This is a genomic window from Flexithrix dorotheae DSM 6795 (assembly GCF_000379765.1).
Lineage (GTDB): Bacteria > Bacteroidota > Bacteroidia > Cytophagales > Flammeovirgaceae > Flexithrix > Flexithrix dorotheae.
Map to the genome: position 1 here is coordinate 36,660 of NZ_KB903436.1, position 24,060 is coordinate 60,719.

The window sequence follows — 24,060 nt, forward strand, 5'->3', positions numbered from 1 at the left end:
TTAAAGACTATTGATTACTTCTGCTGTTACTTGTTCGCTATATCCATTTATTTTCCAGTGCCCGGGACTCCACCCTTTTAAAAAACGATGAAAGTCTGCCCAGGCTACTCTGTATAAGGAACGCCATTCAGCTTCTAAGGCTTCATTTTTTGCGCCAAGTTCATTTTGTAAATGTTCGAAATAGGTATCCAGTATTTTTATTTCCAACCGTTCACATGCCCTTTCATCCAGACAACTTCCTATAAAATAGGCCACATCTTTCATCCCACATCCACCACCAACATATTGAAAATCTACCCCTGCAACCTGTCCATCCAGAGCAAAACAGAAATTGGCCAGCTTGGCATCCCCATGTACAAATGTTTTGTATGCACTGGCATTCAGTTTTTCATCTATAAATGGAGCTGCCGCTTTCAATTGAGGATCATCCAATACCGCTAATTCCTGTGGTCTGGTCTCCAAATGCCAATAGGTTCCCACTTCCCAAAGCCCATCAGGAACCTTACCCAGAAAGCTCGCATGAAACTTGGCTAACCATGCCAAACACTTTTCAATTTCTTCCCACACGATAGACCGTTTGCGTAAGGGGAAACCTGCTGCATCCAAGTCTTCCAGTAACATCATTACCTCATTGTTCCGTCTTGCTATGGCAAAACATTGTGGCAGACGAGCTATGCTGTCCTGACTGTATTTGTCATACCAGGTAGTTTCAACTTCATATGATTTTAACTTCCGCTGATGACTGATATCTGTATTCCAACCACGTGGATGCCTATTATTTTTGGGCAACTGCACATGCTTTACTACCACACTTTCCAAAGGAGCATCTTCCAGTTCAACTCGTATGATTTTTCCGTACCCACTCCATAATTCCTGAATCACTTCTTTTTCAGTTATTGAGGAAGCTTCTGTACTTTGCAGGATTATCGACTTAAAATGTTCATTCATAGGGCATCAAAGATAATAAATTGTCTAATGTTAAGTCCCTGATTCTTCTTTTAAGGCTTGGGGTATGCAAATAGGGTTAAAAATTTTTACAGCGATATATTTTAATTGAATGAGGCTTAATAATTTTTAGATTGCTCTAAATAATTTGGGAAAGTTATAATGAGGTATATTTTTCGACTGGTTGTAAACAAAAAGTTTAGCACATATTTTTTTTACACTAAACCATTAAATGGTCCTGTCCCAAAATTGATTTATGCCTTGGTAAACAAGGTCCATCCTCCTGTTTGGAATAGTGAGATTAAATTTTTACTTTTAGTTATAGCCAACAATATGTTCATCAAATTCTTACCTTATAACCAAATTGTAAAATTTGAAATTTAATGTTTAACAGACCTTCAATAAAAAATTACCAGAATATTCCTGATGATAAATTGCTTTTTCTAATACAAAAGGATGATGAGGATGCATTCCTGGAAATTTATCAGCGATATTGGTCGAAACTTTATAATTACGCATTTAATGTAATCCGAAAGACTCAGGTTTGTGAAGATATTATCCAGGAAATATTTGTTGACCTATGGTTGAAAAAAAAGGAAGTTTTAATTTCAAACCTTTCTGCTTATTTATTTAAATCCGTAAAATTTCAGATTTTTAAATTCCTTCGTCATCAGGAAGTGGAACAACGCCATTTGCAGACTATTAATAAAATAAAATTAGTGAATGAAACAGAAAATTTAATCAATCTGCAGGACCTTGAAATTATATTAAATGAGTCAATCACCAACCTTCCAAACAAGTGCAGAGAAATTTTTTACCTGAGCAGATTCGAACAAAAATCCCATCAGGAGATTGCTGACCAGCTTGGTATTTCTGTGCAAACGGTTAAAAATCAGATAAGTAAAGCCCTCAAATTACTCAAAGCTTCCATCCCAAGTCTGGCTGTTTTCCTCATTTTGTGCTTCAGTTAAAAAAAAAGTAATTTTTTTTTTAACTGGCATAGTACCATTCCTTTTGCTAAGGTACTTCAAGTTAGAACCATCATAAAATGAAACTTCCCCTATGGATAAAAAGGAAATAAGTAATTTATATGAGAAATACCTCAGAGGGGATTGTACCTTAAAGGAGGAAAAACTTCTTGAGGATTTTCTGGAATCTTTTCAACATCAAAAAATAAAGTTTGAAGAAGAAAATGAGGAGTATAAAAATAACAGGGGCTTAAGAATTCTCAATAATATAAAATTTGAAATTCAGGATAGAGAATACAAATCAGTTTGGAAAAGAAGGGTTTTAAAATATGCAGCAATGCTTACCATTCTGCTTGTGTCAGGTTGGATTATTTATCAAACTAATCTGCCTCAACCGGAAAACAAGAAAGCTGAAATTGCCTATATAACAAAGAGTACACAAAAAGGACAGCGTCTGGAGCTGGTGCTTGGAGATGGTACTTCCATTAAAATAAATTCGGAAAGTGAATTGACTTTTCCAGAGAAATTTATTGGAAATAAACGAGAAGTTTTCTTAAAAGGTGAAGCATTTTTTGAGGTAAAAAGAGATGAAAAAAGACCATTTATTATTCGTACAGAAAATGTGACTACCCGGGTATTGGGTACTTCTTTTAATATCAATTCTTATCCGGGAGAAAATGAAATTCAGGTAGCTGTGGTTTCGGGAAAAGTACAGGTGGTATCTGATGAAAATAGGAAAACTGATGCTGTAATTCTTACTGCTGAAGAAATGGCAACCTACCATAAAGGCAAAAAAGATATCACCAAAAGTCGTCATGATAGTGACCTTACTGCATGGAGAGATGGGATTTTGCTTATAAAAGGGGAGAATTTCACAGAAATTATAGCCATCCTTGAAAGATGGTATGGAGTAGAATTTCAATTAAAAAAACCTGTTGTACTGGAGTCTGAATTTTATGGCAGATACAACAATGAAAACCTGGACAACATATTGAAAACGCTAAGTTATGCAGGCGGTTTTAAATATAAACTTAAGAATAAGCGGGTAATCATTTATTGACCTCCTGTAGCCGAAAGGAAAATATTTTTAACTAAAATAAAATGAAAATGAAAACACGAATCAAGCCTAGTTCCCCCAATTCCAGCTAAAGGCCGGGTAAAATAAAAGCCAGTCCTTCCTAAGAATTACCGGCTTTTATCTTTCATCCTTATTTCCAGAAAAGTTTTGGCGAACACAGACTGGAAAAATAAGGATCTCATTGACTTTATTCATCAATAACATTAAAAGTATGAAATTGAAATTAATACAACAAGTAATTTTTATGTCTAAATTAGCATTATTTGGACTTTTAATTCAGTCTCTTTTATTTACAGTTCTTATTGCAAGAGATGGAAAGGCTCAGAAAAGTATAGAAGAAATTTATGTTGACATCGGATTTTCCAATGCCAATATAGGTGAAATTATCAAAGGGCTGGAGTCCAAGACAGAATTCTCTTTTATATATGAGAAAAGGAATATTTCTAAAATTGACATGATTTTCAATTATCAATTTGAAAATGAATCATTGGGAAATATTCTCAGGAAAGTTGCCGAAGAATCCGGGTTAGCCTTCAAAAGGATTAATAACAATATTACGATAAAGGAATGGAGAGTTAAAATGGAGCCTTTGGAAGAAGCCTTTGAAGGAATTACGTATCAACAGAAGATTTCCGGGAAAATTACCTCAGATGAAGACGGAGAGCCCTTACCAGGCGTGAGTATTTTAGTGAAAGGGACTACCAATGGAACAACCAGTGATTTAGATGGTAATTATTCCCTTATGGTTCCGGAAGGAAGTTCCCTTCAATTTAGCTATATAGGTTATAATACTCAGGAAATCGTAGTAGGAAATCAAACAGAAATTAATATAGTACTGGAACAAGATCTGGAACAACTTGATGAGGTAGTAGTGGTAGGTTATGGCACACAGAAAAAAGTGAATGTAATTGGTTCTGTTTCACAAATTGACTCTAAGGATATTGAAAACAGGCCGGTTTCTCAACTTTCAAATGCTTTGGTTGGCCAAATGGCTGGAGTTACGGTTATTCAACGATCTGGAAAACCTGGAAGCAGTTCTGAAATTAGGGTCCGGGGTGTAGGTTCATTTGGGGCTACTCCAAGTGCATTAGTGCTTGTGGATGGAATCCCGGGTTCGCTCAATGAAATTAACCCGGATGACATTAAATCAATTTCGGTTTTAAAAGATGCTTCCTCTGCTGCCATTTATGGAGCTCGTTCTGCTAATGGTGTAATTCTTATTACCACAAAAAATGGACAGAAGGGCAAGATGTCTGTGAGTTATAATGGATATGTAGGGATTACTTCTCCCACAGAATATCCGGATTTGGCTGAATCCTGGGAATATGCGGAAATGTTTAATATTGCTTCCGGTTCCAACAGTTATACAGCAGATGATATTGCCAAATTTAAATCAGGTGAAGACCCTGATAATTATCCTAACACCAACTTCCTTGATGAAGTTTTTTCGAGAAATGGCGTTCAAACCAGTCATAATGTATCCCTATCCGGAGGACTGAATTCTCACAAATATTTTCTTTCAGTGGGTTACTTAAATCAGCAGGGTCTGGTAGAAAAAAATGATTATGAAAGATTTAATGTTAGGCTAAACCTGGAAAGTGAACTTACAAAAAACCTTACACTTACTACTCGGGTAGCCCTTTCCACTGAAGAAAGGAATGAACCACAGGCCACAGCAAATAAGGGCGGAAACTTTGAAGACCAGCTTATTCAAAATGCGGTGAGATATCCTTCTGTTTTCCTTGGTCAGGCTTCCAATGGCGATTTTGGCATTGGGCCAGAAAGTGGAGGAACACCTGTAGCCTGGTTACAATCAGCTTCTTACCGATACAGGCCTACCAGTAAAGCCGGAATTAATGGTCGGTTAGACTGGAAACCAATAGAGGGTTTAACCCTTTCTGCAATCGGAGGATATAATTTCACTTTAGATGAGGATGAATCCTATCATGCCTCCATGGTACTCAATCCTCAGGTAAATTTAGCTTTATCTGATAAAACTCAGTCAAGGAATAAAAATTTATTTAAAACCATGCAGTACCTGGCTGAATATGGTAAGGATATAAATGGGCATTCATTCAAAATATTAGCCGGTTATTCATTTGAAAATGCAGTAACAAGTTATTTTGATGGTTTTCGTCAAAATTTTCCAAGTAATGACTATACCAGTCTGACAATGGGAGGAATTGACAATCAACAGGTAAATGGATTTGATGAAGAATGGGCAATTCAATCCTTGTTTGGCCGATTGGTATATCAGTATAATGATAAATTTTTATTTGAAACCACAGTCAGAAGAGATGGTTCTTCGAGATTTCCAGAAAACCAGAAATATGCTACTTTCCCCTCAATGGCGCTTGGATGGAGAGTTATTGAGGAAGATTTCATGCAAAATATTACCTGGCTTTCCAACTTGAAACTTAAGGCTTCATGGGGAATTCTTGGTAACCAGAATATTGGTAATTATCCTTATCAGGCCACACTTGCCTCTGGTAGAGATTATCCTATTGGGACAAGTGTTTCAACCGGAGCTGCCTATGCTACCTACAAAGACCCAAATATTCACTGGGAATCAACAGAAACTTATGATTTAGGTTTTGAATCAGGTTTTTTTGACGACAGATTAAGGTTTAATGCCACTTATTTTAACAGAAATACCTATGATGTTTTATATACGCCATCTTCAAGCGTTTCAGCTGTTTTAGGAGTAGGAATTGGGGAAACCAATACCGGAAAAGTGAAAAATGCTGGTTGGGAATTTGAATTAGCACATGAAAATAACCTGGGAGATTTTAGATATAACATTCAGGGTAACTTAACCATCATTCAGAATGAAGTGGTAACCCTTGGATTGGGAAATGTAAATCAACCAAATGGGTTGGTCGGTAATGGCAGTGATTTGTTTATTGGTTATCCTATGCAAATGTATTATGGTTATTTATCTGATGGGGTATTTTTAGGTGAGGATGATATCAATGCGTGGGCAGATCAAACTAAAGTAACTCCGAATGCACAGGCAGGAGACATTAGATATAAAGATATCAGTGGACCTGATGGAGTTCCTGATGGTGTAGTTGATCCCACCTATGACAGAACTTACCTAGGTAGCAGAATTCCAAAATATACATTCTCCATGAACATGGGGATGCAATATAAAAACTTCGATTTTTCTGCCTTTTTACAGGGAGTTGCCGGGGTAAAAGGCAGGATGGAAGGTTATGCAGGATATGCATTTTTTAATCTGGGAAGTATTCAGCAATGGCAAATGGATGGGAGATTTAATCCGGATAGCCCTGAAAGATACCCTGAATATCCAAGGCTCGAGGTACTAACCAATAGTGGATCTCCCAACACGCAATTATCTGATTTTTGGGTAATTAGTTCTTCATATCTCAGGATAAAAAATCTACAAATAGGATATACTATTCCTAATTTAGTTTTGGAGCCTGCTGGCATTCAGAGCATACGGGTGTATGCAAGTGGAGAAAATTTATTCACTTTTAATTCTTATCGGGAAGGATGGGATCCGGAAATTAATTCTGGTGGTGCGTATTACCCCATTTTGGCCACTTACACTTTGGGTGTAAATGCCAGATTTTAAATCCATATTTCCAAAATTCAAAAAAGATAAAATCGATGAAAATGAATAGCATAAATAGATATATAATATTAAGCGTGTTTTTCTTTAGTTTGACAGGAATCATGACTTCCTGTGAGGATAAACTGGAACAATATCCCGAAAACCAATTTGCTTCCGGAAGTTTCTGGACCAATGAAACAAATGCCTTAATTGCTTTAACCGGAGTATATCGCGGTGCAATTGAATATGGCACTAGTGTAAATCCGCCAGATTGGTGGACCTATAGTGGTATTGTTTTCTTGGAGCATGCCACAGATAACGCTTATGACAGAAGAGGTGACAATGCCAACCAAAACAGACTAACTGATGGTACTTTATTACCCAATAATGGCGTACTTTCGTCCTATTGGGGGGGATCGTATAAACGAATTGCCATTAGTAATGACTTTTTGGAAAATGTGGTAAATGTACCAATGGAAGAAGCCAAAATAAACAGGATGGCGGCTGAAGCCAGGTTTATCAGAGCAACTCAATATTTTTATTTGTCACAGTTTTGGGGAGGAGTTCCTTTAGTGACAACCACCTTAACTCCTGATGAAGCAAATGTGGTCAACAAGGCTCCAAAATCAGAAGTTGTACAATTTATTATCGGTGAATTCTCCGAAATAGTAGATGACCTGCCAAGGTTTTCCGAATTAACTGATGCGGAGCAAGGCAGAGCCAGTAAGCAGGCGGCATTAGCTTTCTTAGGTAGAATCTACCTGGCGGAAAAGCAATTTGCGCAGGCTGCAGCAACTTATAAACAAATCATAGATTTTGGAGATAATATGATTGATCCTGACTACCAGTCAATTTTTCTCCCTTCCAAAGAAAATAGTGCTGAAAATATTTTTAGCTCATTGTATTATGATGGAATAGCCGGGAATGCTTTACCTCAGCATACTTTACCGGCCTCTTCCGGTGGGTGGCATATTGTAAATCCATTAGGAAGTCTGGCAGATGCTTATGACTGGGATGACGGTACTCCTTTTTCCTATGATGACCCAAGGTATAATTCAAGGGATATGGGTGCTAACAGGGACCCTCGTTTCAGGTACACCCTTACCTGGGATGGATGTGATTTTCAGGGACGTACTTTAGTGGTTCATCCAGATTCCACCAATTCCCTTGATCAACTTACTTATTCAAAACAAGCCACCAGAACAGGATATGGCCTCAGAAAATACTTAGATGAATCGTATAATGGAGGATTAAGGCTTTATGGAGGGAATCTTCCGGTTATCCGTTATGCAGAAGTCTTATTAAGCTATTTGGAAGCTGAACTTGAAGCAGGATCAGTAATTACTCAGGATTTATTAGACAATTCCATCAACCTGGTGAGGGGAAGAGAATCTGTAAATATGCCGCCAATTACGGAAACCGACCCGGCAAAACTCCGGGAGATTATCAGGAAAGAGAGAAGGGTTGAAATGGCTATGGAAGGCACACGACTTTGGGATTTATTGCGATGGGAAATTGCAGGAGATGTTTTGCAGGGGGACTTTTGGGGAGCTCCTTTTCCAGATTCTGAACTATATGAATCTACCTCTAAAAAACTCGATCCGAACTTCAGGTGGTATGTAACTACAAAAAACTTCAGGAAGGGAATAGATGAGGTTTGGCCTATACCTGAATCCGAAACCAATATTAATCCAAACCTGACAAATTAAACACCTACACTCCATATCAGGAACTGGTATGAGTCTTTAATAACAACCTCTAAATCGTGTATTTATATGATTAAATACACGATGAGGTTAATCTTCAATATACTACTTTATCAGTGTTTGGAACATAAGGGTATGCCCTTCGCAGGGCTACCTTATTCTAATACTGGACAAACTTTTACCATCAATTTATGAAAAAATACTTTGCTATATTAATCTTTGTGATAATCTCTATCAATGGATGTCAATCCCCAACTACTGAAACGGCCATGGAGCCTCCTGTTTTAGCTCCTTTTTCGGGATTGGATACATTGGCTACTAACGACTGGTGGAACAGAGGAAAAAGTAAAATAGTGGATATAGATGTTCCCAGAGAGGAAGTGGTTGCTTTCGGAATGTATTCTGTGGCAAATCATGTTTTAAAACTTTCTGCTCAGCTTTTCCCCCTATATCCTGATGAAACCCGGGAAGTCAGATTAGAAATAAAAGAAGGAAACAGTTGGAAAGAAATACAAAAGCAAACCGTAAACGATATTGGCTGGTCTGCCTTATTCAGAATAGAAAACTGGGACGATTCGAAAAATATACCCTATAGAATTCTACATGGTGAAAAAGCTTCTTTTGAAGGGACAATCCGAAAGGATCCAAAGGACAAAAAGGAAATTGTACTGGCAGCCATGTCTTGTAATTCCAATCAGGACAGAGGAATGAGGGAAAATTATATCCGAAATATCAACTTTCAGGACCCTGATCTTGTCTTTTTTGCAGGAGATCAATCCTACGATCATCATGAACATACCGCAGCCTGGTTAAAATTCGGATTGCAATTCAGAGATATATTTAGGAATCGACCATGCGTCAGTATTCCGGATGATCACGATGTAGGTCAGCCAAATCTTTGGGGTGAAAATGGAAAAAAGTCAGTGGCCAAAGGAGCCAGCGATGGAGGTTATACGTATCATCCGGAATATGTGAAAATGGTAGAAAGATGTCAGACTGCCCATCTTCCTGATCCTTATGATCCCACCCCAATAGAACAGGGAATTGGTGTTTATTACACTAATTTAATCATTGGAGGAGTTGATTTCGCCATTGTGGAAGATCGAAAATTTAAATCCGGACCAATGGGTAAAATTCCCCAGCAAGGCCCCCGACCCGATCATATCAATGATCCTAATTATGACCCAAAAACTGTGGATGTGGAAGGTTTGAAATTATTGGGTGATCGCCAACTGAATTTCCTGGAAGACTGGGGTAGAAATAAGGAAAATTCTCTTATGAAAGTAGTTTTATCGCAGACAGGGTTCTCCTGTGCCTCTCATTTACACGGTTCAAAGGAAAACAGGCTACATGCAGATATGGATTCAAACGGCTGGCCTCAAACCGGTAGGAATAGAGCGCTTGAAGAGATAAAAAAAGCTAATGCCGTCCATATTGGAGGTGACCAACATTTGGCGACTGTAATCAAACATGGTATTAATGAGTTTGGAGATGGCCCCTGGTCGTTTGTGGTTCCGGCTATTGTGAACAATTATTACAGCAGATGGTGGTGGCCTGCAAATGAAAAAGAAGGATTAAACCATAATCCTAAAAATCCTTTGCCATGGACTGGAGATTATCTTGATGGATTTGCGAATAAAATATCAATGTATGCCTATGCCAACCCTGATTCTGATTCTAATGGAGCTGGCTACGGTCTGATCCGTTTTCACAAAAATGAAAATAAAGTAACTTTCGAATGTTGGCCCAGAAACGTTGATGTTAGGGAAAGTAATGCTTCACAATTTGTGGGCTGGCCAATTACCGTAGAACTTTAGTATTAAAGTTTTTTACTAATTGAGGCGAATTTTGTAAACGTAGGCTTTTTTCATTGGAAATTTTAACCGTGAAAAAGCCTACGTCTATTTAATCATTTTCCCAAAATCACACTTTGGAAAATACATACAACATTTCCCTGGCAATGTCTCTGCATCTTTCATCATATTTTTCCTCCTGCTGAGGGGTTCCATCATAAGCTTTGGGATCATCAAAAGGAAGAGAAATCCTTTTAGCTGCGGTAGGAATAAAAGGACAATTGGCATCTGCATGAGAGCAGGTCATCACCGCAGCAAAGCCATTTTGTATGTTAAAACTGTCATCATAGGTTTTTGAAAATCCAATGACAGCTGGTTCGTCTGGGTGGTATTTGATCGCATAAACAGGATTACTGGCATCTGAAAGCTTTTTGATTTCCAACCCGGCTTTTTCAAGTGCATGAGCAGCCATATGATACATAGCTGTGGCTTCGGTACCCCCTGAATAGGCCTGAACGTTTTTAATCCCATAATGAAAAGCAGCTACCTGTGCCCAAACCTGGGACAAGTGACTTCTTCTGGAATTATGGGTACAAATTAAAATCAGGTCAGCATTTCCCTTTTCCTGCACAGCAGTCTGAATAAAAGCAGTCAACTGTTCCAGTACGTTTTTTCTTTCCTGAGAAATCTGGTCAAATTCTAATTTAACTTCTTTAATATATTGTTCTAATTTTTGAATATCCATAATTTTATTCTGAGAGGAACATGGCTATTTCCTCAGTTTTTTGATAATCATTTGTTTTATATAACATATTACCATCAGTATCTGTAATCACGAAGAATGGTAACCCTACTTTTAACTCCAGGAAGCGGGAATCTTCCTTGTACTTTTCAAATACTTATGAAAGGTCGTAAGTTTTAAATTTAATATAGCACCACTTACTATTAGACTCATGAAGTTGCGGATGTTCTTTCATTAGCAGCCTAAAAAATTAACAACATCCCGATCCTGGTGCACAGGAATTTTCAGGGCTTTGAAGCGCTGAAAGTTTGATTTTGGATTTTGTTGATTGACCTCCGGGTTTCTCTGCATAGACAGTTATACTAAAAATGCCTGTCTCCCCTTTATTAAAATCTGATATTTTCTGGTCAGATAGGTACTTGCTTAATATGTCCTCTGGAATACTGATAGGTTTTTCTTTTTGTATAACAATATGCTGAAATCCCATTTCCTTAATATAATTCAGGTATTCTTCTTTTTGAATCGCCCCCGCCACACAACCCGCATACATTTCTGCATCAGCACGCAAAGCTTCTGGTAATTCCCCAACCAAAACAATGTCCGAAATACTAAAGTGGCCACCAGGTTTTAAAACTCTGAAAATTTCCCCAATCACCTTTTGCTTATCGGGTACAAGGTTAAGCACACAATTACTTACAATTACATCTGCCACATCCTCATTTACAGGCATATTGTCTATGTCACCTTCCCTAAATTCTACATTATTAAAGCCTAGTTTTTCTGCATTTGCCCGGGCTTTTTGAATCATAGCCGGAGTAAAATCTATCCCGATAACTTTTCCTTCAACTCCTGTTTCGTGACGTGCCACAAAACAATCATTACCTGCACCTGAGCCTAAATCAATTACTGTATCTCCTCTTTGAATTTTGGCAAATTGAGTAGGCAGCCCGCAACCTAATCCCAAATCCGCTTCTTCTACATAGCCTTCTGTTCCTGTATAATCATCCATCATGATATTATATACCTTATTGGATGAAGGGGTAGCCCCACAGCAGGAGGAAGCATTTTCTGCTTTTTCCTGGTTAGCTATTTCACTATACTTTTCTTTGACTACATTTTTTAATTTTTGCTCAGTATTCATAATTTTATGTTATTGCAATATAACGATAATATTAAATAAATTTTTTTACCAGCATTCACCTGATAAACTTATGTTGCTTCAATTTGATAAAAATTATTATCCAGTAAAAGAACATTATTTCATTGCAATATTGCAATGAAATAATGTTTAAAACAAATTTTCGAACAATTAATTTTTCCATTGGTTTTAAATCACTTTTTCAGGTGAAAAGATTTATGGGTTTGGGGATTACTCCAATATGTTAATTTGAATTCCCATCTTTTCAGAAATAGCCTCAATTTCAGTTTTGTTTAGCTCATTTTCATAGACTATCCTGAATATTTTGTCACAATCTTCCAGGTCAAAATTAATCTGCAAATCGGGAAAGTGGGACAAAATAGTTTTTTCAAGCTCTTTAGCCCGATGAGTACTCGATAAATTTGTGCGGTATACTTCAACCATTTTTAATTACACACGTCAAATTTTGATTACGAAAGATTTTATTTCATTCAAAACTTTTGAGCCGGCACTTTGGAATTTATAGATATCGCAAAAGGCATATGTTCCTCCTTCCATCACTATCCATCCATTTGCCGCACCTTCATTTCCATGAGTGATGATCGAATCAATTATCAACTCTTTAGCTTTTGGATATTCCTGCATTTCCTTAATTTTTTCTTTAAAGGCTGCTTTGCCATTCAAATCAAAATCTCCATAAACACACCATTTTATATTTTCTCCGGCATGGTCTATTAGAAAGGAAGCATTGCCTTCAGCAAATGCAATATTGAAATCCCTTATAAAGGCTTTTTTAGGGGAATTTCCGCAATCTGGTTTTATGTTGATTTTAGTCATAATTATATTTTAGGTTCAATCATGCTGAATTTTACTTACTCCAATTACTGCAGCGTAGGACTGATCCAGCTTATCATCTTTTACCAGAAGCAGCCCACCGTTTATTGAAGCAGTGGGTGCTCCGGGTTCATACTGATTCATTTAATTTTGGTAAGCTTCTTCTAATTCAGCCACAATAATTTTACTCATTTTCATCATTGCATTCACCACCTTTTTGGCTTTTTCAGCATTTGGGTCGTTGGATAGCCTAATCAGGATTTCTGGAATGATCTGCCAACGCACTCCGTATTTGTCCTGTAACCATCCACACATGGAGGCTTTACCACCGTCATTGATAAAAGTATTCCAGTAGTAATCTACCTCTTCCTGATCTTTACAGTCTACATAAAAGGAAATTGCATCATTGAAAGCATCATGTGGTCCGGCTTCCAGAATAGAAAAGCGTTGATTACATAACTCAAATGTGGTGACCATTGGCACTTGAGAGATAATTCTGGAATCAGGGAAAATATTAGTGTAGTATTCAGCTCCCTCTCGTCCATTGGTTTCAAACCAAAGAAAAGGGGTAATTTTGGGGTGATTAATTTTAGCCATGATTAGATTTTTTCTTCGCAATTAAACATCCATTGAACACCATATTTATCTGTACAGGAACCAAAATAATCTCCCCAAAACATTTCAGCGAGTTCCATTGTAATCACTCCACCTTCAGAAAGTTCCTCAAAGAGTCTTTTTGTTTCTTTTCTGGTATCTGGCTGAAGATTGATACTCATATTATTTCCGAAATTCAGGTTGAAACCCATAGATTCCGGAGCATCCGTGCCCATGAGTATATGTCCTCCGGTAATCGGTAACATAATATGCATCACCAGGTTTTTATCTCCCTCTGCCAATGGAGGCATACCTTCTTGTGGTGGAGTATCCTTAAATCTGGTGATTTCACCAATCAGATCAGTTTGAAATACCTTTTTATAGAAATTAAATGCTTCCTCTGTGTTTCGTGAAAAATTAAGATACGTACTTACGCTTGCCATAATATTATTTTTTAAATGTGAAAATGCTTTTAACTTGTGGGTTTCTTAAAAGTAAGCCACCCCATGCCAGTATCCCGATATAGACGGGAAACAATACATGTGAAAATAAAGGATTGTCTACCCGAAGGTTTGAGGCGATTGCTCCACCAAAAAATCCGGTCATTAATATGGCCCCTAAAATTGCAGTGCGTGGAATTAAATATAAAATGGTAACCACTAGCGAAAGGAGACCCATGGTAAGAATATGATGTACTGGCCATCCCAACTCAGAAGTGGTGTCTATAACTTCTTGCGGGCGGATAAATTTAAATAAGGTATCCATAAGCATAAAGGCTATCACCAAACCACTCATGATCATGCCTAAAGTTGATTTTTTTAGTTTATTCATTTGGTTAGTTTTGAGTAAAATATACTATACAAATATACCTTGGGCCAGCATGAATGATACCTTGCAATTGCGACTAATTAAGGGGTTGATTGCGACATTCAGAATTGATATCTTAGCTGACTTATAATTTGACATTCCATATGAAACACATCTCTATTCTTATCCCAAAAGGTCAATTTAGTATTGTCAATATTGCAGGGACTTTTCAAATCCTAAACTGGGCAAATGACATGTTTTTTCAACAAGCCAGAAAAAGACTGTTTGAAATTGAATTTGTTGGTCATCACAAACCTTCCAATGACTCAAACGGGTTCTTCAGTGTAATGCCTTCCAAAACACTGGACCAGGTAGAAAAGACTGATTTAATTGTTGTTCCTGCAGTTCATGAGGATCATGCCAAAGCCATTGAAATGAATGAGAAAGTTATCAGTTGGATACGCCAGCAATACACCAATGGAGCTGAAATTGCTGCGTATTGTATCGGTGTATTTCTTTTAGCCGAAACCGGACTTTTGAATGGCAAAACATGTTCTACCCATTGGGGAGAAGCTGTACATTTGCAGGAAATGTTTCCAGAAATTAAAGTGCAATCTGAGAAGATCATTACCGAATGTGAAGGATTATACACAAGCGGAGGAGCTTATGCCTTTACCAATCTGGCCATATATCTGATCGAAAAGTACGGGGGAAGAGAACTGGCAATTCTGACTGCTAAGGCTTTTATGATTGATGTTGATAAAAATGATCAATCTCTCTTTGCCATGTTTATTGGGCAAAAACAACATCAGGATGAAATGGTGCTTGAGGTTCAGGAAATGATAGAAAAAGATTTTAAAGAACAGCTGAATGTAGAGCAAATAGCGAGAACAAAAGCCACTAACCGCAGAACACTAGAACGCAGGTTTAGAGCAGCTACAGGCAATTCAGTTATCCAATATCTACAGAGGGTCAGGATAGAATCTGCCAAAAAGTTGTTGGAGCGCGAAAATAGTAATATCATGGACACTATGTTTTTAGTGGGCTACAGTGACAGCAAGGCCTTTCGGGAAGTATTCAGGAAACATGTGGGGATTAGCCCCTCCGAGTATCGAAAAAAGTTTGCGGCTGCGGTTTCACTGGGATAGAATGGACTAGAAAGATTTTACGTTTATTCCGCTGATAAATAACGCAAAACAGGAGCTACTGGATAAAATAGGCAGGATATACCCAGTAAATTGAATTGTAGATCATTCCCTTCAAATCTGTAGAAAGCTTTCCACAATCATGCTTTCATTGCCCCTGCTAATAAACTGTAAGCCCCTCATTTACAACCTTCTGGCAAATATCGATTGGGATTCCCGGCCATGGCATATTCTTTTCTTCAGTAATTGTAAATGATGATTTTAAATCATTTGACCCAAATTATTGGAACAGGAGCAAAATTGATGGAGATTTTTTTGAACTGACTTTTCCAGGTAGCTATTTTTTGAATTTGCGCATTCAATAAGTGAAGAATTCAATCTCCAGGTTTGGGTATAAATGTTAAACTTTAAAGCCAAAGTTATGGAACCAGAAGATACATTAAAAAACACATTCAATCATATTATTCAGTTTATAAGGGAACATCCTCAAATATTTATCTTGTTAGTTTCCCTTTGTTTTGCTTTTTCCAGTGTTGCACAGCAACGGGAAATGGATGACGAACAAATAGTATTGGTTCTGGAATCTCAATTTGCAAAAAGTCAGGGGATTCCTGAAAACAATATTGATATTATTTCCGAAGACGGTATTGTTTCACTTTCCGGTCATGTCAATAATCTGCTGGTGAAAAGAGAAGCAAGAGAAGTAACCATGTCTATTCGTGGTGTAGTTGGGGTAATAGATAGAATGGAAGTGAAAAATAAAGTAGTTGCTGATGATAAAATAAAGGAGAATATTAAAAGTGCAATTTCCAAGAATCCTGCAACCAAAAATTATAAAGTAAATATCAGTGTGAATGATGGAGTGGTCACCCTGGGGGGAAAAGTAGATTCATGGCAGGAAAAGGAACTTACTGAAATGTTGGCCGAAAAAGTAATTGGTGTAAGATCAATTGAGAATAACCTCATTTTTACTGCTACAGCAGATAGATCAGATTTTGATTTAAAACAAGATATCTGGTATAATTTGAAATGGGATAGAAGAATTGATGAAAACCTTATTGAAATCAAAGTGAATGATGGAGTAGTTTTTATTTCGGGTAAAGTTGGAAGTGCCTGGGAGAAAAACTGGGTAGGCCTGAAATCCTGGATCAATGGAGTAGAAAAAGTAGATGTCTCGGGTCTGAAAGTCCGGGAAAAGTATAGCCAGGATGAAATCAGAGAGGAAGTCATTACCATTGTGCCGGATACTGAAATCCGAAAAGCAGTAGAAAATGTATTTCAAATCGATCCAAGAGTGAAACGGGAAAAAATAAAAATCACGGTAAAAAACGGTGAAGTTTTACTAAGTGGAAAGGTAAATAGTCTTCAGGCGAAAAATGCCGCAGCAGATGATGCCAATAACATAGTCGGAGTATGGAAAGTGAATAATTTGCTTAAAGTACAGCCATCAATCATTCCCGATAATAAACAATTGGTAAGCGATGTAGAGTGGGTATTAAATCAAAACCCCTATCTGGAAGACATTGAAGTACACGTTTTTGCCGAAAATGGGAAAATTACTTTGCAGGGGGCAGTGGATGCTCAATTTGAAGTTGACTTAGCGGAGGAACTGGCTATGGATGTCGATGGTGTCCTTTCTGTTCAAAATAACCTGATTGTGGATTCCAACCTGATGCCAAAGGATTTTACCTATCACAATTATTACAGGAGCTATATGCCCGGACCTTACCAGGTTTTAGGCATTAATGACAAAGAAATTAAAGATGACATTGAAGAACAAATCTGGTGGTCGCCTTTTATAAATCCTGAAAATATTAAGGTAGAAGTAAACGAAGGTAGGGCTCTGCTTACCGGTAAAGTAAACTCAAGTCAGGAAAAGCAGTATGCCACCATCAATGCCCTTGAAGCGGGAGCCCTGGCAGTTGACAACAGGCTGAAAGTCAGCAAAAACTGATGTAAAGCATAACTGACTTTAAACCAAAAAATTCAATAAAACCAAAACCTAAAAAAGAAAATGGAAAAAGCAATTGTATATTTCGATCTCACAGATGAATCCAAAAAACTGGTGGAGTATGTGATGCACCTGAAAAGGCTCATTCCCTTACAAATTCACCTGGTCTATAATCCCGTAATTTATGATTATGCCTTTTATCCGGTATCACCTGCAGGATTATATGATCAATCTACATTTATTCCACCAATAACTGCCGATAAACAAGAACTGGAAGAAAGGATTCATGAATTTATAGATAATTCATCCTGTTGGGGAAAATCCGAATTAAAAGAAAATTTAAAAATTGAAACGGGCGAATTGTTCAATGTCATTCAGGATTATAAAGATGAAGTAAATGCAACTTTTGTGATCATTCCTGAAATTGATGAACGAATCCTTTTGGAAAAGTTTTTCAACAATGAACAGTTTAAAATTATAGAAAAAGTAGATGTCCCTGTAATGGTAGTCCCAAGAGATTTCAAATTTCAGCCCTTTAAATCCATAGTTTATGCTACAGATTTTCATAAGCGGGATAAAAAAGCCATACAGTTTTTATCCAGGCTGGCCATCCCTATAAATGCTCCAATTCATGTGGTGCACATAGCGGAATCTGAAAGTTCAGAAACCACTAAAAACATGGATAAGCTGCACAAAGAAGTTCAGGAACTCTTACAACATGATGCTAAATCCATAAATTTTGAATGTTTTGTGGGTGATCATGTCACGGCTGCCGTCCACCAGTTTGCACAAGAACGCGAGGCGGGAATAATAGCACTATTACAGCAGAAGGAAGGGTTTCTGGCCAGAGTACTGGGGCGAAGCACTACCGATAAAATGACGAAAAAAACGAATTTCCCCATTCTTGTTTTTAATAAAGATTAACCCGATTCAGTAAAATTTTATCCCAAAATTTATTGAATCTAATCAAAAATTATTTTAAAAAAATGAATTTATTTAACAGAGAAGTATTTGAAAAACTTGCTGAAAAAGAAGAAGAAATTGCAGTCTCCTTATTTATTCCTACTACACGTGGTGGCCATGAAGTGTTAGAAGGAAAGGATGCCATCCATTTAAAAAATGAGCTGAGACAAGCCAAAAACCAATTGGTAGATATTTTTAAATTGACCGAACCGCAAGCCGAATCATTTTTAAAACCGGCTAGGAATTTAATGCGAAATGATGAATTCTGGAGAGAACAAAGTGACGGCCTAGTCCTGTTTATTAGTGATAATGACATGAAGGATTTTTCCGTTCCGGTAAATTTCAGGCCTGAGGTTTATGTATCCAACTATTTTTATCTAAGACCCCTGGTACCCATGGTCAACAAAAGAGAGAAATACTTCCTCTTGTTACTTAGCCAGAATCAAATTAAATTCTATGAATGTACCAAATATGCAATCACGGAGGTCATGATTAAAGATCTGGTTCCGGAGGGAATGCTGGAAGTAGTTGGGGAAGACTACAAGGAAAAAACATTGCAATCTCGTTCCGGACAGGGAGAATCAGGTGAAGCCATGTACCATGGACATAACGTAGCGAATGACAAGCACAATGAAGAACTGGAAAAATACATGCGTGCCATCGATGAAGGATTAAATGAAATGCTCCATGATGAAAATGCCCCACTTGTAGTTTGTGCAGTTGATCATATATTTGCCGATTTCAAAAAGTATAGCAAATACAACAATATTTTTCCAGAAAATATAAGTGGTAATCCCGAACACGAATCTATTCTGGAATTACATGAAAAGAGCGTAAATCTGCTAAAACCATTTTTTAATGAAGCACACCAACAGGCCTGGAAACAATTTGGGGAAAACGTACACCAGGAAAATACCTCCACAAGTATAGAAGAAATTCTGCCAAAGGCCATCAATGGCAGAGTAGAAACGCTTTTTGTAGGTAGTGGTTCGGACCGATATTTTGGAAAATACAGCCGGAAAAACAATACTATAACAAAGAACAAAATCCAATCTCCGGATAATTATGAGTTAATCGACCTGGCTGCCAGAAAAACTATTGCTCAGGGAGGTAATGTGTATATTAAAGAAAAAGCAAACCTTTCTGGCCACGAACAAATCATGAATGCTTTCCTGCGGTATTAATCCGCAGCTTTCATAACCTGAATTTGATCTACATTTTTCAAAGGAATACGCATTATTGGGTATTCCTTTTTTTTGTGATTTCAAAAAAGCCCCCATTTAAGTTGTAGAATCACTTACATTTTATTGTAGATTTAATTCCTCAGTAAGTAAATAAAAATTATGATTTTATTTATTTTAATTAATTGATTTACAGTTAATTACAGCTTTTAAAGCATATGAACCCCTTACGGGCATAGTTCTTCCTTTATTAATAGTAGCAACCTTTAAAAGCTTGACTAACAAAAAAATAAAATCAATAAATCTGATTGTGAAATTATGCCTTTTTCCCACGAACAAAGGATTATTTCATATCTGAAAAAAATAATATCGAATAACTCTAATACAATTTGAAGTCAGGGTTTCTCCCCACTTCAGTGTATGAAAATAAAACCATAAGCATTATGAAAAAGTCATTAATATTTACCATTGTAACAGGATTTACCTTCCTTTTTTCAGGTTGTGTTTCAAAGAAAGTTTATGAAGCACAAGTAACGGAAAGCGTGAGTTTAAAACAGGAAAACAGGCGAATGGCCGAGAGGCTGGACAGCCTGGATCTGGCAAATCACGGATTACAAACTCAGGTAACCGCACTCACAGAATACGCCAGCAACAAGGCTATTGATCATATGAATGAAAAGCTTGAAAAGGAAAAAGAAGTAAATCGGCTCAGGTCCATGCTCCTAGAACAAAAAACCAGACTGCAGGGCCTTAAGTGGACAATTTCCACACTTTTATTGCCTTATCAGGAAATCAGTAACAGCACATTCATAAAAGATGGAATGTTATATATTTCGTTGGATGAAAGGTTACTTTTTCCCTCAAACAAAGCCAATCTGAATGGCTCTGGTAAAAAAGCACTAGATGCCATTTTGCCAACACTTTTCGCAGCAAATGATTTAAACATCATGGTTGTAGGACACACGGATAATTTACCAGTAATTAATGGTCCTTACAAGGATAACTGGGAACTGAGTACGGCAAGAGCCAATGCAGTGGTTAGGTACCTCATGGAAAAAAGTAAAATCAATCCCGGTAGAATTACTACAGCCGGTAAAAGCTTCCATGATCCAATCACACAAAATAATACAGTGGAAGGAAGAAGGGCAAACAGAAGAACTGAAATTGTGCTGATGCCCAAAATGAATGAGGTACTCGATTTATTGTAGTGGAAAGGCCTCTACAACCTCCTCAGGGAATTTCATAGGTAAACTCTAAAAATACCAACACTTAAATAAAAAAAATCATGAAAACGATAAATAAAAAAAATTCGAACTTAAAACTGCTGATTGCCGGAATTATGGGATTCATTTTGCTCTCAGGCAGCGTTTTAGCACAGAAAGCTCAAAGAAAAATTAATGACGAAAATATAAAACTGGTGGTGAAATCAGAATTAATTTCTCACCGTGAAATAACCGGGTTTAACATAGATGTTAAATCTACGGAAGGTATAGTCACTCTTGAAGGTAATAGTGATAATCTTTTGGAAAAAGAGCTTGCGGGAAATTATACCAAGTCGATTAAAGGCGTAAGAGGTGTAATTAACCTGATTGAGGTCAATCCAAAAGTTATTCCTGATACTGAAATTGAAAAAAATATTAATACCGCCTTGCTGAAAAATGCAGCCACTGAGTCTTTTGAAATTGATGTTACTGCCGTAAACGGTCTGGTTACTCTGGCCGGTCAGGTAGATAGCTGGCAGGAAAAGAAGCTGGCCGAGAATGTGGCTAAAAGTATAATTGGTGTCCGTGGTGTATCTAATCATTTGATTTTTACACATCAAAATAAAAGATCCGACCAGGAAATCCTTGCTGATATTAAGGAAGCCCTGAAATGGGATGTCAGAGTGGATGATGCACTAATTGATGTAGAAGTCATTCAGGGAAATGTGAAGTTGTCTGGTGTAGTAGGAAGTGTGCCTGAAAAAGAATGGGCGGAACTGATTTCATGGATTAATGGTGTACAACAAGTGGATGCCTCATCTCTTGAGGTAGATAAATGGTTCGACCGAAAAGCATTAAGAGAGGGGAAGTTTGCCAACGCCAGTGATGAAGCGATAAAAAAAGCCATTGAAGATGCCTTTGTGTACGACCCAAGAGTAAATTCCTTTGATCCGGGAGTGGTAGTAGAAAATGGGAAGGTGTTTTTACAGGGAAGTGTACCTAGTATCAGAGCTAAAATAGCCGCTCAGGAAACGGCTCAAAATATAGTTGGTGTATGGTCTGTAAAGAATTATCTAAAAGTAAGACCAGGTACCATTCCTGAAAACCTCGCGCTTATTTCTGATGTAAGGGACATGTTCGCCTTAGATCCTTTTTTAAGAGATGAAGCCATTGAAGTAAAAGTGAATTCCGGTATAGTGACCTTAACGGGAAATACATCCACTGAATACCTTAAGTTCAGGGCTTCTGAGAAAGTTTATGATATTAAAGGTGTTGTGACCGTGAAAAATAAGATTCAGGTGGGTGAAGAACCAAATGAATCGCTAAGCAGTAATAACTCAAATACGCTTGACCAGAAAACGCTGATAAATGATATTGAAATTAAGGAGCAAATAGAAGATCAGCTTTGGTGGTCTCCTTTTGTAAATCAGGATGAAGTTCAGGTAGAGGTATTTAACGGCAAAGCCACACTTAAAGGAGTAGTGGATAGCCAAAGGGAAAAAACTTATGCCGCTATCAATGCATTGGAAGGCGGTGCCACTACGGTAATCAATCAATTGGAAGTGGAAAAAACAAATAACTAAAAAGCAGAATAGCTTAGTTTAAAAGAACCAAATTCAATGGTATTTGATTTGGGATTTCTAGTTGTAAAGTTGAATGGGATGGGTCATGGCAAATGCTTTTGGCTCATCCCTCACTTTTTTATACTGAAGAAGAATTCCAAATATAATTCAGCAAACCCGGAATCATACATGCTTTATTTTAGGTAGTTTTTGATTTTTTAGGTTTAAAGGATTGCAAATCTCCAGGAGGAATAACTGGGAAAGTGTGGAATAATCACCAAAAAATTGTGGAGAAAAAGAAACAATTTTCTGGCATAGGGGAAAGTTGAATTTTATTTTATAATTATAAGTAATTGAAAATCAGTATATTACAAAATAATCTGTCTGTTTATAATATAAATTTAGAGTTGGTATAAATTTTCTTATTAATAAAGCAACAACCTAAAAATCATCCATTTCTTATTTGAAGATAGAATGGAAAAGGATTTAAAAATTATATAAAAATCAGGATTATAACACTAAAAATTTAAAGTAAGATGAAAAAGCTAAAATTGTTCAACATCGCCCTTTTGATCTCTGCAGGTTCATTTTTTTACTCATGTAATCAGGGACAAAGATCTGAAAACTACGAAGAAAATGTAGAAACCACTGTAGAAGAAATTGATGAAGATTTCGAAAAACAGAAAGAAGCTCTGGAAAGAGATATTGAGAATAAAATGGAGGAACTGGATAAGGAAATAAGCACCTGGGATGACAAAATAGAAAACTCAGGTGAAAAAGTCAGTGCCGAAATGAAAGAAGACTGGCAGGAAGTAAAAGCTGATATGGAGAAAACCAAAAATGATCTTGCCGCTGAACTTGATAAAGTAAAAAATAGCTCAAAAGAGACTTTCAACGATATAGAAAAAGAATTTCAAAAAACTTCCGAAAATATAGAAACCGAATTTGAAAAGTTCGGAAACAAAGTGGAAGAAGCATTTGAAGGATAATTTTGTTTCAGTTTAAGTTAATACAACAAATTCTTTCAACCAGTAAAAATTCTTCAACTAGCCAATAAAACAACACATTCGGGCAGGATTCCCGTAAAACCGGAACTGCCTGAAAAACACTGCTAACTTAACTAGAAAACGTTCAACCAGCTAACTAAAACTAATGCTCCTCACATACTGAAAAATGTATGTTTTTAATACATCATGAAATGACAACTTAAAATCATAATTTATCAATTTTCAGTTTGTAAGCATATAAAAGGCAGGTAATTACACATTACTTGCCTTTTTTTTAAAACATTTTTTTTAACCAATATAAATATAAAAATAACAAGATGACACCATATAAATTCACAAAAGCAAATGTGCTAAAAGATACAAAAGTATATTCTCCACAAAACCAGTTATTGGGTACGGTAAATGAGGTAGTAATCGATAATACCACAGGAAGAATAGCCTATGTGGTTATGGAATATTCCGAAGAAAATTTTAATAAATTATTTGCTATTCCATGGCAGGTATTTGCCTGGGATATGGTATCAGAAGGAAAAGCTATCCTGGATGTGAGTAAAGAAAAAATTAAAAATGCACCAGGATTTAACAAAACCCAATGGCCGGATTATCCTCAGGAAGAATTTCTGAATCAGGTGTATGTTTATTACAATAGCGATCCAGCCTTTAATCCGATAAATGATCCCGTTTATAAAACGAAAAATGCAGGCCTCGATAACTCAGGAGAAGCTAAAACCATTGAAGAAGCAGGGTTTGATTCGAATAAAATTGAACGAACCGGAATGTCCAGAAATACTGCGAGAGAAAAATGGCTGAGCACCAATTAATCAAAGACATTAAGAGCTTGCTTAAAATTTAGGTTTTCAAGCCAAA

The 24,060-nt window shown here is 36.9% G+C and carries 22 protein-coding genes; 13 read left to right on the forward strand and 9 right to left on the reverse strand.

Annotated elements, in window-relative coordinates:
* Complete coding sequence (locus A3EM_RS0110980; RefSeq protein WP_020528260.1) at window positions 1–948, reverse strand: phosphotransferase; 948 nt, start codon at window positions 946–948, stop codon at window positions 1–3.
* 380 nt (window positions 949–1,328) lie between these two features.
* Here A3EM_RS0110980 and A3EM_RS0110990 point away from each other — a divergent pair, with 380 nt between their 5' ends.
* The 5 genes from A3EM_RS0110990 to A3EM_RS0111010 all read left to right on the forward strand — a co-directional run bounded on the left by A3EM_RS0110990 (window position 1,329) and on the right by A3EM_RS0111010 (window position 10,091).
* Window positions 1,329–1,916, forward strand: coding sequence for an RNA polymerase sigma-70 factor (locus A3EM_RS0110990; protein ID WP_020528262.1), 588 nt, complete (start codon window positions 1,329–1,331; stop codon window positions 1,914–1,916).
* Window positions 1,917–2,007: 91 nt separating this feature from the next.
* Entirely contained in the window at window positions 2,008–2,973 is a 966-nt protein-coding gene (locus tag A3EM_RS0110995) for a FecR family protein (protein WP_020528263.1), read from the forward strand.
* 229 nt (window positions 2,974–3,202) lie between these two features.
* Window positions 3,203–6,589: a SusC/RagA family TonB-linked outer membrane protein gene (locus A3EM_RS0111000; RefSeq protein ID WP_044238078.1), complete on the forward strand. Its 3,387-nt coding sequence runs from the start codon at window positions 3,203–3,205 to the stop codon at window positions 6,587–6,589.
* Window positions 6,590–6,630: 41 nt separating this feature from the next.
* A complete protein-coding gene (locus tag A3EM_RS0111005) occupies window positions 6,631–8,277 on the forward strand; it encodes a RagB/SusD family nutrient uptake outer membrane protein (protein WP_245576495.1) in 1,647 nt (548 codons plus the stop codon).
* 188 nt (window positions 8,278–8,465) lie between these two features.
* Window positions 8,466–10,091 carry a metallophosphoesterase family protein gene (locus A3EM_RS0111010; RefSeq protein WP_020528266.1) on the forward strand — a complete coding sequence of 542 codons (1,626 nt, stop codon included), beginning with the start codon at window positions 8,466–8,468 and terminating at the stop codon, window positions 10,089–10,091.
* A gap of 106 nt (window positions 10,092–10,197) precedes the next feature.
* On the opposite strand, the gene A3EM_RS0111015 is transcribed toward A3EM_RS0111010, so the two are convergent.
* The 8 genes from A3EM_RS0111015 to A3EM_RS0111050 form a co-directional block, all read right to left on the reverse strand.
* Window positions 10,198–10,812 (reverse strand): arsenate-mycothiol transferase ArsC, encoded by a 615-nt coding sequence (locus A3EM_RS0111015; RefSeq protein WP_020528267.1) that lies wholly within the window; start codon window positions 10,810–10,812, stop codon window positions 10,198–10,200.
* 247 nt (window positions 10,813–11,059) lie between these two features.
* Window positions 11,060–11,950 carry an arsenite methyltransferase gene (locus A3EM_RS0111020; protein ID WP_020528268.1) on the reverse strand — a complete coding sequence of 297 codons (891 nt, stop codon included), beginning with the start codon at window positions 11,948–11,950 and terminating at the stop codon, window positions 11,060–11,062.
* A 228-nt stretch (window positions 11,951–12,178) separates the two neighbouring features.
* Complete coding sequence (locus tag A3EM_RS0111025) at window positions 12,179–12,391, reverse strand: hypothetical protein (RefSeq protein WP_020528269.1); 213 nt, start codon at window positions 12,389–12,391, stop codon at window positions 12,179–12,181.
* Between the two features lie 15 nt (window positions 12,392–12,406).
* Window positions 12,407–12,784, reverse strand: coding sequence for a nuclear transport factor 2-like protein (locus tag A3EM_RS0111030; protein ID WP_020528270.1), 378 nt, complete (start codon window positions 12,782–12,784; stop codon window positions 12,407–12,409).
* A gap of 15 nt (window positions 12,785–12,799) precedes the next feature.
* Window positions 12,800–12,925 carry a hypothetical protein gene (locus A3EM_RS48310; RefSeq protein WP_020528271.1) on the reverse strand — a complete coding sequence of 42 codons (126 nt, stop codon included), beginning with the start codon at window positions 12,923–12,925 and terminating at the stop codon, window positions 12,800–12,802.
* Window positions 12,926–13,378, reverse strand: a complete 453-nt coding sequence (locus A3EM_RS0111040; protein WP_020528272.1) for a VOC family protein — start codon at window positions 13,376–13,378, stop codon at window positions 12,926–12,928. It lies immediately after the preceding gene.
* Between the two features lie 2 nt (window positions 13,379–13,380).
* Entirely contained in the window at window positions 13,381–13,818 is a 438-nt protein-coding gene (locus A3EM_RS0111045; protein ID WP_020528273.1) for a VOC family protein, read from the reverse strand.
* Between the two features lie 4 nt (window positions 13,819–13,822).
* Window positions 13,823–14,206 (reverse strand): DoxX family protein, encoded by a 384-nt coding sequence (locus tag A3EM_RS0111050; protein WP_020528274.1) that lies wholly within the window; start codon window positions 14,204–14,206, stop codon window positions 13,823–13,825.
* 140 nt (window positions 14,207–14,346) lie between these two features.
* Here A3EM_RS0111050 and A3EM_RS0111055 point away from each other — a divergent pair, with 140 nt between their 5' ends.
* The 8 genes from A3EM_RS0111055 to A3EM_RS45740 all read left to right on the forward strand — a co-directional run bounded on the left by A3EM_RS0111055 (window position 14,347) and on the right by A3EM_RS45740 (window position 24,014).
* Window positions 14,347–15,330 (forward strand): GlxA family transcriptional regulator, encoded by a 984-nt coding sequence (locus A3EM_RS0111055; RefSeq protein ID WP_020528275.1) that lies wholly within the window; start codon window positions 14,347–14,349, stop codon window positions 15,328–15,330.
* Between the two features lie 418 nt (window positions 15,331–15,748).
* Window positions 15,749–17,281: a BON domain-containing protein gene (locus A3EM_RS0111065; RefSeq protein ID WP_169513347.1), complete on the forward strand. Its 1,533-nt coding sequence runs from the start codon at window positions 15,749–15,751 to the stop codon at window positions 17,279–17,281.
* A gap of 60 nt (window positions 17,282–17,341) precedes the next feature.
* On the forward strand, window positions 17,342–18,202 hold the full coding sequence (locus A3EM_RS0111070; RefSeq protein WP_020528278.1) for a universal stress protein: 861 nt from the start codon (window positions 17,342–17,344) through the stop codon (window positions 18,200–18,202).
* A gap of 62 nt (window positions 18,203–18,264) precedes the next feature.
* Complete coding sequence (locus A3EM_RS0111075; protein WP_020528279.1) at window positions 18,265–19,425, forward strand: baeRF7 domain-containing protein; 1,161 nt, start codon at window positions 18,265–18,267, stop codon at window positions 19,423–19,425.
* 440 nt (window positions 19,426–19,865) lie between these two features.
* Entirely contained in the window at window positions 19,866–20,630 is a 765-nt protein-coding gene (locus tag A3EM_RS42105) for an OmpA/MotB family protein (RefSeq protein WP_157637834.1), read from the forward strand.
* 77 nt (window positions 20,631–20,707) lie between these two features.
* A complete protein-coding gene (locus tag A3EM_RS0111090) occupies window positions 20,708–22,207 on the forward strand; it encodes a BON domain-containing protein (protein ID WP_020528282.1) in 1,500 nt (499 codons plus the stop codon).
* 515 nt (window positions 22,208–22,722) lie between these two features.
* A complete protein-coding gene (locus A3EM_RS0111095) occupies window positions 22,723–23,175 on the forward strand; it encodes a hypothetical protein (protein WP_020528283.1) in 453 nt (150 codons plus the stop codon).
* 335 nt (window positions 23,176–23,510) lie between these two features.
* Entirely contained in the window at window positions 23,511–24,014 is a 504-nt protein-coding gene (locus tag A3EM_RS45740; protein WP_020528284.1) for a PRC-barrel domain-containing protein, read from the forward strand.
* The last annotated feature ends 46 nt before the right edge of the window (window positions 24,015–24,060 follow it).